General features: G+C 73.4%; 12 protein-coding genes. 8 read left to right on the forward strand and 4 right to left on the reverse strand.

Features of this window, described 5'->3' with window-relative positions; genetic code table 11:
• The first annotated feature begins 27 nt into the window (after window positions 1-27).
• Window positions 28-792, forward strand: coding sequence for a potassium channel family protein (locus AB0M18_RS13505; RefSeq protein WP_365757220.1), 765 nt, complete (start codon window positions 28-30; stop codon window positions 790-792).
• Here AB0M18_RS13505 and AB0M18_RS13510 read toward each other — a convergent pair.
• Complete coding sequence (locus tag AB0M18_RS13510; protein ID WP_365757222.1) at window positions 773-1,150, reverse strand: peptidase inhibitor family I36 protein; 378 nt, start codon at window positions 1,148-1,150, stop codon at window positions 773-775. The two genes, AB0M18_RS13505 and AB0M18_RS13510, sit on opposite strands and share 20 nt — an antisense overlap.
• 148 nt (window positions 1,151-1,298) lie before the next feature.
• A complete protein-coding gene (locus AB0M18_RS13515; RefSeq protein WP_365757224.1) occupies window positions 1,299-2,921 on the reverse strand; it encodes an MFS transporter in 1,623 nt (540 codons plus the stop codon).
• Window positions 2,922-3,036: 115 nt separating this feature from the next.
• On the opposite strand from AB0M18_RS13515, the gene AB0M18_RS13520 reads away from it, so the two are divergent.
• From AB0M18_RS13520 to AB0M18_RS13550, 7 genes are all read left to right on the forward strand, one after another.
• Window positions 3,037-3,669 carry a TetR family transcriptional regulator gene (locus tag AB0M18_RS13520; protein WP_365757226.1) on the forward strand — a complete coding sequence of 211 codons (633 nt, stop codon included), beginning with the start codon at window positions 3,037-3,039 and terminating at the stop codon, window positions 3,667-3,669.
• Window positions 3,670-3,870: 201 nt separating this feature from the next.
• The gene (locus AB0M18_RS13525; protein WP_365757228.1) at window positions 3,871-5,082 is read left to right on the forward strand and encodes an alpha/beta hydrolase; all 1,212 of its coding nucleotides are present in this window, start codon (window positions 3,871-3,873) and stop codon (window positions 5,080-5,082) included.
• Between the two features lie 67 nt (window positions 5,083-5,149).
• Window positions 5,150-6,019 (forward strand): DUF4429 domain-containing protein, encoded by an 870-nt coding sequence (locus tag AB0M18_RS13530; protein ID WP_365757230.1) that lies wholly within the window; start codon window positions 5,150-5,152, stop codon window positions 6,017-6,019.
• 160 nt (window positions 6,020-6,179) lie between these two features.
• Window positions 6,180-7,604, forward strand: a complete 1,425-nt coding sequence (locus AB0M18_RS13535; protein WP_365757232.1) for a sensor histidine kinase — start codon at window positions 6,180-6,182, stop codon at window positions 7,602-7,604.
• A complete protein-coding gene (locus tag AB0M18_RS13540; protein WP_365757234.1) occupies window positions 7,601-8,281 on the forward strand; it encodes a response regulator transcription factor in 681 nt (226 codons plus the stop codon). The genes AB0M18_RS13535 and AB0M18_RS13540 overlap by 4 nt, the downstream gene beginning before the upstream one ends.
• A 171-nt stretch (window positions 8,282-8,452) precedes the next feature.
• Complete coding sequence (locus tag AB0M18_RS13545) at window positions 8,453-9,433, forward strand: alpha/beta hydrolase (protein WP_365757236.1); 981 nt, start codon at window positions 8,453-8,455, stop codon at window positions 9,431-9,433.
• Window positions 9,430-10,644 (forward strand): acyltransferase, encoded by a 1,215-nt coding sequence (locus AB0M18_RS13550; protein ID WP_365757238.1) that lies wholly within the window; start codon window positions 9,430-9,432, stop codon window positions 10,642-10,644. Before AB0M18_RS13545 ends, AB0M18_RS13550 begins: the two co-directional genes overlap by 4 nt.
• Before the next feature lie 17 nt (window positions 10,645-10,661).
• Here AB0M18_RS13550 and AB0M18_RS13555 read toward each other — a convergent pair whose 3' ends face one another.
• Together AB0M18_RS13555 and AB0M18_RS13560 are read right to left on the reverse strand one after the other, a co-directional pair.
• Window positions 10,662-11,690 (reverse strand): aldo/keto reductase, encoded by a 1,029-nt coding sequence (locus AB0M18_RS13555; RefSeq protein ID WP_365757240.1) that lies wholly within the window; start codon window positions 11,688-11,690, stop codon window positions 10,662-10,664.
• Window positions 11,687-12,139 carry a MerR family transcriptional regulator gene (locus AB0M18_RS13560; protein ID WP_365757242.1) on the reverse strand — a complete coding sequence of 151 codons (453 nt, stop codon included), beginning with the start codon at window positions 12,137-12,139 and terminating at the stop codon, window positions 11,687-11,689. The genes AB0M18_RS13555 and AB0M18_RS13560 overlap by 4 nt, the downstream gene beginning before the upstream one ends.
• Between the last annotated feature and the right edge of the window lie 9 nt (window positions 12,140-12,148).

The raw sequence follows: 12,148 nt of genomic DNA on the forward strand, positions 1-12,148 counted from the left end.
GGCGCGGGCCCGCCTACGATGCCCGGCATGAAGGAACGCTGGGAGCAACGCACCCAAACGCCACTGCTGGCGCTCGCGGTGGCGTTCGGGATCGCCTACGCCGTCCCGATCGTCACCCCGGACGCCGACGCCTGGGTGCACCAGTGGTGCGCCTGGGTGGAGTGGGCGGTGTGGGGCGCGTTCGCCCTGGACTACCTCGTCCGGCTGGCGCTCGCCCCGGACCGGTGGGCCTTCGTACGCGGGCATCTGCTCGACCTGCTCGCGGTGATACTGCCGATGGTGCAGCCGCTGCGACTGCTCCGGGTGGTCTCCACGCTCCTCCTGGTGGGCCGGCGGGCCCGGATGGCCCCGCAGATAACGCTCACCACCTATGTGGCGGGCGCCGTCGTCGGACTGATGATGTTCGGCTCGCTGGCCGTGCTGCACGTGGAGCGGAACGCCCCGAACGGCAACATCAAGACGCTGGGCGACGCGGTCTGGTGGTCCTTCACCACGATGACCACGGTCGGCTACGGCGACCACGCCCCGACGACGGGCCTGGGCCGGGTGCTCGCGGTGGGCCTGATGCTGTCCGGGATCGCCCTGCTCGGTGTGGTCACCGCGAACATCGCCGCCTGGTTCATCTCCCGCTTCGACCGGGACGACGAGGCCGAGCGCCGGCAGACCGAACTCCTGGTGGCGCTGACCGCCGAGGTGCGGGCGCTGCGGGCCGAGGTCGCGCGCCTCTCGCCCCCGTCGCCGCCCGACCCGGACGCTCCCGAACTTCCGCTGCCTACCGTTCCCAGATCTTGAAGGCCCGCACCTGATAGGGAGACTGGGGCACCCACACCCCCTTCCCCGGATAGGTCTCGAACTCCCCGGTCTCCGCGCACTCCGCGGACTGGTAGGTGGTGACCGGCCGCCCGGTCCGGTTGGCCAGGGACTGGGCGCTCGTCCCGGGTGGCAGGGCGGTGCAGCTCTCGATGTCGACCGCGGTCAGCTCGTGCGCCTGGGCCTTGCCCTTGAAGTCGGCCTTGGGCCACAGGCACAGCTGACCGGGCCCGCAGGCACCGAGGGCGGTGCCGGTGCCGCTCGGTGCGGCCGCCTGGGCCGGGATCGCGAGCAGGGCGGTCAGGACCACGCCCAGGGTGAGCAGCGTCTTCGTATACATGCAGGTGAACCCCCGTTTCGTAACTCTCTGTAATCAAGAGCATGGCGGAGGGTCGAGGGAGATGGAAGAGGGGCCGCCCCCGTTCACGCGAACGGGTGACGGCCCCCTACGGGAACCCTGAGAGCCGGGCGAGCCCTGGACGCGGACCCTAGATGTGGGCCGCGCCCGCGCCCGCCTCCGCGTTCTCACCGCGCTTGGTGAGGGTGGCGACGAGGGCCGCGACGACGGCGACGACACCGGCGACGGTGAAGGCGAGGCCCATGCCGTCCAGGAAGGTGTCGTGGATGACCTTGCCGATGACCTGGAGGCTCTCGGGCGTCATGCCCGGCGCCTTGGCCAGCTCCGGCGGCACCATGCCGAACTCGGCGGCCTGCTCCAGGCGCGGATCGACGGGCCCGGGCAGGTGGGCGGCCGTCCAGTTCTCGCCGAAGGAGCTGGACACCTTCGAGGACATGACCGCGCCGAGCACCGCCGTGCCGAGCGCGCCGCCGACCTGCATCGCGGCCTGCTGCAGACCGCCGGCCACGCCGGACAGCTCCAGCGGCGCGTTGCCGACGATGACCTCGGTGGCGCCGACCATGACCGGGGCGAGGCCCAGGCCGAGCAGCGCGAACCACAGCGACATCGCGACGCCGCCCGTACCGGCGTCGAGGGTGAGCATGCCGAACATCGCGACGGCCGTGCACACCATGCCGCCGACCAGCGGGACGCGCGGGCCGAACTTGGTGATCAGCGCGCCGGCCAGCGGCGAGGAGACGATCATCATGCCGGTCAGCGGGAGCAGCGCCAGACCGCTGTCGACCGGCTTGAGGCCCTTCACGCCCTGGAGGTAGAAGGTCACGAAGAACAGGCCGCCCATGAAGGCGAAGGCCATCAGGACCATGAGGACGACACCGGCCGACAGCGGCACGGAGCGGAACATCTTCAGCGGGATCAGCGGCTCGGCGACCCTGGTCTCCCACACGGCGAAGACCGCGAAGAGCACCACCGCGCCGAGCAGGCAGCCCCAGGTCTTGGCGTCGCCCCAGCCCCAGGACTCGCCGGCCTTGACGATGCCCCAGATCAGGGCGCCCATCGCGGCGGAGAGCAGCACGATGCCGAAGACGTCGAAGGAGCGCGGGGCGTTCTCGGCGCGGTGGTCCTTGAGGATCACCAGACCGAGGACCAGCGCGAGGACGCCGACCGGCACGTTGATGAAGAAGACGGACTGCCAGTCGCCGTTCTCGACGAGCACACCGCCGAGGATCGGGCCGCCGGCCGTCGAGGCGCCGATGACCATGCCCCAGATGCCGATGGCCATGTTGAGCTTCTCGGCCGGGAAGGTGGCGCGCAGCAGACCGAGCGCGGCCGGCATGAGCAGCGCGCCGAAGAGGCCCTGCACCACACGGAAGGCGATCACGAGCCCGATCGAGCCCGACAGCCCGATCGCGCCGGAGGCGGCGGCGAAGCCCGCGATGCCGATGAGGAAGGTCTGCCGGTGCCCGAAGCGGTCACCGAGCTTGCCGGCGGTGATCAGCGCGACGGCCAGCGCGAGCAGATAGCCGTTGGTGATCCACTGGACCTGTGCCAGGGAGGCGTTCAGGTCCTCCTTGATGGCGGGGTTGGCGATGGCGACGATCGTGCCGTCGAGCGCGACCATCATCACGCCCGCCGCGACCGCGAACAGGGTCAGCCACGGGTGACCGCGCAGTCCCTTCACCGGGGTCCCGTCCTGGGTCCGGTCACCCCCCTGACCCTGCGGGGTCTTTTCCATGGTGATCTGACTAGTCATGGCAGCAGGCTAAAGACAGTCACTGACAATTGACAAAGCGATTCACACGACGGTAACTGTCACGTACCTCACAGGTAGCCTGGCCCGGAAGAAGTGGCGGAAAGAGGATCGACACGTGACCACCGCGCCCGGGCTGCGCGAGCGCAAGAAGCAGCGCACCCGCGACACCCTGATCCGGGCCGCCCTGGAGCTCTTCACGACCCAGGGGTACGAGCAGACCACCGTCGACGAGATCGCGGACACCGTCGACGTCTCCCAGCGCACCTTCTTCCGTTACTTCGCCACCAAGGAGGACGTGGCTCTCGCCGTCCAGCAGATGGTGGAGGAGCGCTTCGTCCGCGCGCTCGGGGAACGCCCGCCGGCGGAGGGACCCTTCGACGCGATGCGCAACGCGGTCCTGGGTGCCTGGGACGCGATCGGCGAGGCGATCGAGGAGGTCGTCCCCGTCGAGCTCTACATCCGCAGCTACCACCTCATCGAGTCCACGCCCGCGCTGTTCGCCGCCCATCTGCGCCGTTCCGCCGAGGTCGAGGAGCGGATCGCCCGGCTGATCGCCGAGCGCGAGGGCCTGGACGTGGACGAGGACCCGCGCCCCCGGATCGCCACCGCCGCCTTCGGCGGGGTCATGCGGGTCACCGGCCGTCTGTGGGGACGCGGCGAGGAGCAGACCCTGGAGTCGATCCGCGCGCTGACCGAGCGCTATCTCGACCACCTCGGCGCCGCCCTCGCTCCGCGCTGGCGCGCCTGAGCCCGGACCGGGCCCGCACCCGCACCGCCCCCACGCCCACCACCGCCACCGCCCGCACGCCCACCACCCCCACCCTCACCCCCGCCACCCGTGCGTCGCGTACGCCCCCGCGCACGCACCGTCACCACCCGCCCCACCCCGACCGTGATCCGCGTCACTCGTGACACGGGCGCCCTCCGGCGCCCCCTAGGGTGGCGCCCGATGTCTTCCTTCGACTCCTCCCCCACCCTCACCGTCTGGCGGATGCTGCTCGCGCTCGCCGTGGTGTTCGTGCTCCTCGCGACGACCGGGTGGACCACGATCCGGCATCAGCGCACGCCAGGACCGACCCGGGAGGAGGCGCTCGCCGCGTGGACGCACGGCCGGACCGGCGGCCGCGCGCTGCCGGACCCGGCGTCCCCGGCCCGTACGATCGCCGCGTTCTTCGCCGCCGTCGGGCCCGCCCGGGGGGCCGCGCTCGCCGACACCCACCCGCTCGTCGTGGGCAACCTCAACGGCGCGCCCGTCACCCTGCGCTACCGCGCCAACCGGGTCTCGCTGGCCCGGGCGCTCGACGCCGAGCGCGGCAGGGTCGACGACCCGCGGCTCAGCGCCGACGGGCGCCACGAGGCGCTGCGCCGGGTGCACCGCTTCACCAGCCTGATGCGGCCCGGCCGGCAGATCCTCGCCTTCGACCCGACCGGTACGGGGCGGACCGCCGAGGTGCTCGGCGACCTGGCACGGGCCCGCCGGGTGTCGGTGATCGTGCCCGGTGTCGACACCAATCTGCTGACCTTCCAGAAGACCGCGCGCCGCTACTCGGCGCCCGCCGGCATGGCCGACGCGCTCTACGCCGCCGAGCGCCGGGCCGATCCACGCGCGCGTACCGCCGTCATCGCGTGGGCCGACTACACCGCGCCGGTGGGCGTGGGCGTCGAGGCCGCCATCGGCCGGCTGGCCGCGAGCGGCGCGGTGCGGCTCGTCGACCTGACCGCGGCGCTGCCCGGCGACTCCCGCGTCACCCTCTTCTGCCACAGTTACGGCTCCGTGCTGTGCGGGGTCGCCGCGCCCCGGCTGCCCGCCCGGGTCACCGACGTGGTGGTGGCCGGCAGCCCCGGCATGCGGGCCGAGCGCGCCGAGGACCTGCGCACCCCGGCCCGGGTCTGGGCCATGCGGGACGCCGACGACTGGATCGCGGACGTGCCCCACCTGGAGCTCGGCGGGGTCGGGCACGGCACCGATCCGGTGGACCCGGCGTTCGGGGCGCGGCTGCTCTCGGCGGCCGGTGCGGCCGGGCACACCGGCTATTTCGAGCCCGGCACCCGCAGCCTGGCGAACTTCGCCGCGATAGGCGTCGGCGCGTACGGCGCGCTGACCTGCGCGAGCGCCGACAGCGCTTGTCTCGACGGAATCTTCGGCGGGGCAGCCGCCTGACGCGCGTAGATCACGGCGGATTTACGGTGGTTGCGAAGGGGCGACGTCGGGGCATACGCCACATACGATGAGGCGTATGGGTGATGCGCTGGCCGGAATTCATGCCACCTGGGAGTTCGAGCACGACGCAGTCGTCATCCGCTTCGAACGGGGGATCCGTACGCCGAGGCTTCTCAACGCGCTGCGCGAGCGGCGCGTTCCGCACGAGGCGCTGGCTTCGGTGACGCTCGCCCCGGGCAAGCGGGGCACCGTCGTGCTGCACGCCCAGCCGCGGCCCGGTGCCGATCCGCTGATGGAGGCGGCGGCCGGGCAGCTCAAGGACGGCAGCGACCCGTACCGCCTCGTCCTGCCCGCCGAGCGCGAGACCCTCGCCGAGTACTACCGCGACGAGCTGCGCACCGCCATCGCGCCGTATCAGGACCTGGGTCCGGCGGACGGCTTCCTCGTGGCGGCGCCCGAGGGGCCGCAGTCCTTCAAGGCGTACGACGGGAAGGCCAGTTTCGACGGGAAGGGCGAGATCGGCTTCCGCTGGTTCTGGACCGGGGCGTCCTCCGAGAAGTGGAAGGCCGGCGACCAGACCTTCCGGGTGCGCGAACTGAGCGGTGTCGAGTGGCGCTCGCCGGAGGTCCTGGACGGCTATCTGCGGCTCGTCCGCCGGGAGGGCCACGACACCCGCCCGGTGCAGCCCGACCACGACCCGGCCTCCGTCGTCTTCGGCCTCGGTTACGGGCCGGTGCACGAGTCCCTGCCGTTCGCCGCGTCCGTCCTGGCCGCGATCCGCGGCGCGACCGAGCGCGTGCCGGCGGTCGCGGTGCGGCCGCGGGATCCGGCCGGGGTCGCAGAAAGGATCCGCCACCTCGGTGAGCTGCATCAGGCCGGTCTGGTGACGGACGAGGAGTTCTCCGCGAAGAAGGCGGAGCTGCTCGCGGAGCTGTAGCCCGGGCAGCCCCCTCAAGGATCAGGCCCCCGCCCGGCCCCGGCCCGACCGGCGCCCGGCCCCCGACCGGCGGCCCCGCCCTCGTACCCCGGTATGACCCCGCGCCCCACACCCCGGTATGACGTACCGGCGCGCGGCCGCTGCCTACCCTGGGCGGGCCATGAAGGAAGAAGACCGGCGGCGATCGCCGCGCATGCCACGACAGGCCGGGGCCCGGGCCCGCAAGCTGCTCACCGGCCTCGGGACCGCCCTGACCACGCCCACCGCGCACGGCGAGGCGCTGCTCGCGCGCGCCGCCTCGCCCTGGGTGCGGTGGCTGCCGTACCTCGTCGCGCTCGCCCTCGTCGCGGTCCTGCTGCCCGTGACGATCGTCGTGCTCGTGAACGACTACCACGTCAACGGGCCGATCGCCGGGGCGCTCGCCACCGCGCAGGCCACCCCGCTGCTGCTCGCCGTGTCCCGGCCATTGCAGGCCTGGTGGGTGATCTTCACGGCGGACGTGGCCGGCGGCTTCGCGATGCTCGTCGCCGACGACCACCACGAACTGCCCTGGCCGTGGACGCCCATGGTGGTGATCGGCTATCTCTTCCTGATGTTCGCGCTCGGCCTGCGCGAGTCCCGGCGCGCGCTGCTCGGCGTGTGGCTGATGACCGGCTTCGCCGGCGCCGTCTTCGAGGCGATCTCGCCGGGCCGGCCGGGCGACGGCGTCATCGTGCTGCTCTTCGTGCTCAGCGGGATCGTGCTGCTGCTCACCTCGACCCTGCGCGGGCGCGGCGAGGCGGAGCGCCGGCTCGTCGAGCAGGAGACCATCAGCGAGGCCGAACGGGCCCGCCGGACCCTCCTGGAGGAGCGTGCCCGGATCGCCCGTGAGCTGCACGACGTGGTCGCCCACCACATGTCGGTGATCACCGTGCAGGCGGACTCCGCGCCGTACCGGATCCCCGGCCTGCCGGACGCGGCCGTCGAGGAGTTCGCGTCGATCGCGGGCGGGGCGCGCGAGTCGCTGGCCGAGATGCGGCGGCTGCTCGCGGTGCTGCGCAGCGAGGGCACGGAGGGCGAGCGGGCGCCGCAGCCCGGGCTCGACCGGTTGCAGCAGCTGGTGGAGGCGACGGTACGGGCCGGGGTGCCGGCCGAGCTGGCGCTCGCCGCGGACCTGGGCGAGGTGCCGCAGGCGGTCGACCTCTCCGCGTACCGCATCGTCCAGGAGGCCCTGGCGAACGTGGTGCGGCACGCGCCGGGCGCCACCACCCGGGTGTCGGTGCGCGCCGACGACGCCGGCGGCTGGCTGACGGTCCTGGTCGTCAACGGACCGGCCACGGAGCCGGCTTCGCCGGTCGAGCGCGGGACGGGCACCGGTCACGGGCTCGTCGGGATGCGTGAGCGCGTACGGTTGACCGGCGGCTCGCTCGACACCGGGCCGCTGCCGGACGGGGGCTTCCGGGTCGCCGCCCGGCTGCCGCTGGCCGAGCAGCCGCCGGCCGGGCGGCCCCCGACCGAGCCGCCGCTCACCGACGCGGCCGACTCGACCGTCTCGTCCATCTCGAACAACTCGACCGACTCGACCGACTCGAAGGGCGCCCCGTGACCATCCGCGTGATCATCGTCGACGACCAGGCCATGGTGCGGGCGGGGTTCGCCGCCCTGCTCTCCGCGCAGAGCGACATCGACGTGGTGGGCGAGGCACCGGACGGGCGGCAGGGCGTGGACGTGGCGCGCTCCACGCACCCGGACGTGGTCCTGATGGACGTCCGGATGCCGGAGATGGACGGGCTCGCGGCGGCCCGCGAGATCCTCAGCCCACCGCCGGGGGTGGTGCACCGGCCGAAGGTGCTGATGCTCACCACCTTCGACGTGGACGACTACGTGTACGAGGCGCTGCGCGCCGGTGCCTCCGGCTTCCTCCTCAAGGACGCGCCGCCGGCCGATCTGATCGCGGCGGTACGGGTGGTCGCGGGCGGTGAGGCACTGCTCGCGCCCTCCGTGACCAAGCGGCTGATCGCCGACTTCACCGCCTCCCGGCCCGCGCCGCGCGCCGACCGGGCGGCGCTGCGCCTCAACGGGCTGACCCCGCGCGAGACGGAGGTCCTGGAGCTGATCGCCCGGGGCCTGTCGAACCAGGAGATCGCCGACCATCTGGTCCTGGCGGAGCAGACGGTGAAGACCCACATCGGGCGGGTGCTCGCCAAGCTGGACCTGCGCGACCGGGCGCAGGCGGTGATCTTCGCGTACGAGTCCGGCCTGGTCACGCCCGGCGCGCCGTAGCGAACTACGGTACGCCCCCGGGGGTTTACCCCACCCCCGGTCTCGGGCCGGCCCCTCGTCCCGCCCCTACCCCGGTATCAGTCCGGGGTTGGCGCCCCGGTGTGACGCCCGGTCACCCATCGCGTTCCTACCTTCCTCTCGCCAACGACGAGAGAGAGGAAGGGCCGCCGCATGCGCCGCTTCACGAGGACCCTGGTCGCCGCCGCGCTCACCGCGACCGTGGTGGCCGGGACCGCCGGCTGGGCGTCCGGGAACAGCCAGCAGCCCGTCACCGGGGCGCCGGCCGGCACCGAGGCGTGGCGGGCCGCCGGGCTCCCCGACCCGGCCGGACTGACGCCCTCTCAGGTCTCTGATTTCTTCCAGGGGTTGAGCCAGGAGCGGCAGCAGGAGCTCGTGCGGTCCCACCCGGGCGTGGTCGGGAACCTGGACGGCGCTCCGCTCGCCCTGCGCTACCGGGCGAACGCCCTTGCCACGGACGGGCGTTACGCCGGGCAGCAGGTCCTCGCCTACGACCCGAGGGGCCGCGGTCAGGTCGTCCTCGTGTACGGGGACCTGGCGCGGGCCGCGCACGTGGCCGTGGTCGTGCCGGGCTCGGACACCGACGCCGGGCACCTCGACGGGCTGGTGCGCAAGGCGACGGCACTGCGCGAGGCGGCCGGCGGGCGGACCGCCGTCGTCGCCTGGGCCGGCTACACCACCCCCGTGGGGGTCGGCCTGGACGCCGCCTCCGGGGACCTCGCAGAGGCGGGCGCGGCACGCCTCACCGGCTTCCTGGCGGGGCTGCGCACGGCCGACGCGCCCGAGCCCGCCTTGTTCTGCCACAGCTACGGCTCGGTGGTGTGCGGGCTCGCCGCCCACCGGATCAAGGCCAAGGACCTGGTCGCCGTCGCCTCCCCCGGGATGCGCGCCGACGACGTGGCCGCGCTGAACACCGGCGCCCGGGTGTGGGCCGCGAAGGATCCGACGGACTGGATCGACCGGGTGCCGAACGTCTCGTTCGCGGGCCTCGGGCACGGCACCGACCCGACCGACCCCGTCTTCGGCGCCCGGATCGTGCCCGCCGGGGACGCCGACGGCCACGACGGCTACTTCGCGCCCGGCACCGCCTCCCTCCGTGCCTTCGCCGCGATCGCCCGGGGTGACGTCCGATGAAGGCGACGAAGACGATCGCCCAGGCCGCCGCGACGATCGAGGCCCGTACGCCCGCCCACCGCGACCGCGCGATCGACGGGCTGCGCGCCCTCGCCCTGCTCGCCGTGCCCACCGGGCACTGGCTGCTCGGCGGCTTCACGCGCTCCGCCGACGGCGCGATCCACAACGCCAGCCCGCTGTCCGCGTTCGGCGGCCTCGCGCCGGTCAGCTGGATCCTCCAGATGCTCGGCATCTTCTTCCTGGTCGGCGGCTACGCCTCCGTCCTCTCCTTCCGCCGCCACCAGGGCTCCACACGCGCGTGGCTGGGCGGCCGGATCGCCCGGCTCGGCCGTCCGGTGCTCGGGGTGACCGCCGTGTGGGCGGCGCTGCTGCCCCTCCTCCACTACGGCCTCGGGGTGCCGTCCGACACGCTGCGGACGGCGTCCACGCTGGTCGTCCAGCCGCTGTGGTTCGTGGGCGTGTACGTGGTGGTCACCGCGCTCACACCGTTCTGTGTACGGGTCGCCCGGCGGCTCGGCGCGTGGGCGGCGGCGCCGCTGCTCGGCTCGGTCGCCGTCGTCGACCTCCTGCGCTACGGCCCGTACGCCGACGCGATGCCGTCCTGGCTGAGCGTGCTCAACATCCTGCCGGGCTGGCTGTTCGCGTATCAGCTCGGCGTCTCGTGGGGCGAGGGCCGGGTCGGCCGCCGGCACGCGTGGGGGCTGCTGCTCGGCGGGGCCGCGCTGTTCGCCGTACTCCTCGTCTGGTTCGGCTACCCGGCCTCGATGGTCGGCGTCCCCGGCGAGGCCCGCACCAACTCCCACCCGCCGTCGCTCCTGGTGCTCGCCCTCGCCGCCGCGCAGAGCGGCGCCGCGATCCTGCTGCGCGAGCGCTTCGGCCGGCTCCTGAAGCGGCCGGCGCTGTGGGCGCCGGTGGTCGTGATCAACCTGTCGGCGATGACGATCCTGTGCTGGCACCAGACGGCCATGCTCGCCGCCGCGATCCCCGCCTCCTACGCGGGCGAGGTCACCGGTCTGGTCGGCGCGCCCGACTCGGTGGCCTGGATCCTGGCGCGCCTCGCCTGGATGCCGGTCTTCGCCGGTCTGCTCGTCCTGATCGGCCGTTACGCACGGGGCTTCGAGTCCCCGTGGACGCGCACCGGCACGGGCCTGCGGGCGGCCGCGGGCGTCCTGGCGGCGGGCTTCGCGGTCTTCGCGCTGGGCCTCGCGTGAGGGGCCCGACGCCGGACTCAGCCCTCGCGGGCGGCCGAGGTGGAGCGCATGTCCGGGTAGCGGTCGCCGGCGACGAGTCCGGCGATCGGCTCCAGAGCGGCGAGGTCGGCGTCCGACAGCTTGATCCGCGTGGCGGCGGCGTTCTCCAGGAGGCGGACGCGCTTGCGGGTGCCGGGGATCGGGACGACGTCGAGGCCGTGGACGTCGGCGCGCTGCTGCACCCAGGCGAGGGCGATCTGCGCGGGCGTCGCGTCATGGGCGGCGGCGATGGCGCGGACCGGCTCCAGCAGGGCGGCGTTGCGCTCGGCGTTCTCGCCGCTGAAGCGCGGCTGGCTGCGCCGGTAGTCGCCGGCCGTGAGCTCCTTGGACGCGTCGGCGAAGGAGCCGGTGAGGAAGCCGCGGCCGAGCGGCGAGTACGGCACGAAGGTCACGCCGAGCTCGGCGGCCGCGCCGACCGCGCTGTGCTCCACGTCGCGGGAGAACAGCGACCACTCCGACTGGAGGGCGGCGATCGGGTGGACGGCGTACGCCTCGCGCAGCTCGGGGCCGGTCACCTCGCTCAGGCCGAGCTGCCGGACCTTGCCCTCCTTGACCAGCTCGGCCATGGTGCCGACGGATTCGGCGAACGGTACGGCCGGGTCGCGGCGGTGCATGTAGTAGAGGTCGATGGTCTCGACGCCGAGGCGGCGCAGGCTGCCCTCGACGCTCTTGCGGATGTAGGCGGGGTCGTTGTTGATGCCCCGGTAGGCGGGGTCGTCGACGCGCCGCTCCAGGGCGAACTTGGTGGCGAGGACGACCTCGTCGCGGTGTGCGGCGAGGAACGGGGCCAGGAACTCCTCGTTGGCGCCGTGGCCGTACGCGTCCGCCGTGTCGATGAGGTTGACGCCGGCCTCCAGGGCCGCTTCGAGGGTGTCGCGGGCGGCGGCCTCGTCGGTGTCGCCGTAGAACTCGCTGATGCCCATGGCGCCGAAGCCCTGGACGCCGATCCAGGGTCCCCCGGCGCCGCCGAGCGGGACGATGTCGATCTTGCCGTGCAGTGTGCTCATGAAGAGATGCCTCCGCAGACGGTGCCATAGTGATCGATCTTGAGGTCGAGCACGGCCAGGGCGTCCTGGAGTTCGGCGATCCGGGTGACGACGTCGTCCCGGGTGGCCTCCAGGAGGGCGCGCCGCTCGTCGTGGGTGTGGGCACCCTCGCGCACCAGCTCCGCGTAGCGGACCATGTCGGCGACCGCCATGCCGGTCAGCCGCAGCTTGCCGACGAAGGCGAGCCAGTCCAGGTCGCGCCGGCCGAAACGGCGCTGGCCGGTGTGGGACCGGTCCACGTGCGGCATCAGGCCGATCCGCTCGTACCAGCGCAGGGTGTGCGCGGTGAGTCCGGTGAGGGCCGCGACCTCGCTGATGGTGAACCGCTCCTGTGCGGGAGCCGCCACAGTCTTCGTGCTCGTACTCGTGCCCGTACTCGTGCCCGTGCTCGTGCTCTCGATCACGCTCATGGCCTCCAC

It is taken from the genome of Streptomyces sp. NPDC051909 (genome assembly GCF_040681095.1).
GTDB lineage: Bacteria > Actinomycetota > Actinomycetes > Streptomycetales > Streptomycetaceae > Streptomyces.

Coding starts and splice junctions, on each gene's coding strand:
- AB0M18_RS13545 (WP_365757236.1), top strand. CDS start 8,453: ATGCGCCGCTTCACGAGGACCCTGGTCGCCGCCGCGCTCACCGCGACC.
- AB0M18_RS13515 (WP_365757224.1), bottom strand. CDS start 2,921: ATGACTAGTCAGATCACCATGGAAAAGACCCCGCAGGGTCAGGGGGGT.
- AB0M18_RS13535 (WP_365757232.1), top strand. CDS start 6,180: ATGAAGGAAGAAGACCGGCGGCGATCGCCGCGCATGCCACGACAGGCC.
- AB0M18_RS13550 (WP_365757238.1), top strand. CDS start 9,430: ATGAAGGCGACGAAGACGATCGCCCAGGCCGCCGCGACGATCGAGGCC.
- AB0M18_RS13510 (WP_365757222.1), bottom strand. CDS start 1,150: ATGTATACGAAGACGCTGCTCACCCTGGGCGTGGTCCTGACCGCCCTG.
- AB0M18_RS13530 (WP_365757230.1), top strand. CDS start 5,150: ATGAGGCGTATGGGTGATGCGCTGGCCGGAATTCATGCCACCTGGGAG.
- AB0M18_RS13525 (WP_365757228.1), top strand. CDS start 3,871: ATGTCTTCCTTCGACTCCTCCCCCACCCTCACCGTCTGGCGGATGCTG.
- AB0M18_RS13555 (WP_365757240.1), bottom strand. CDS start 11,690: ATGAGCACACTGCACGGCAAGATCGACATCGTCCCGCTCGGCGGCGCC.
- AB0M18_RS13505 (WP_365757220.1), top strand. CDS start 28: ATGAAGGAACGCTGGGAGCAACGCACCCAAACGCCACTGCTGGCGCTC.
- AB0M18_RS13560 (WP_365757242.1), bottom strand. CDS start 12,139: ATGAGCGTGATCGAGAGCACGAGCACGGGCACGAGTACGGGCACGAGT.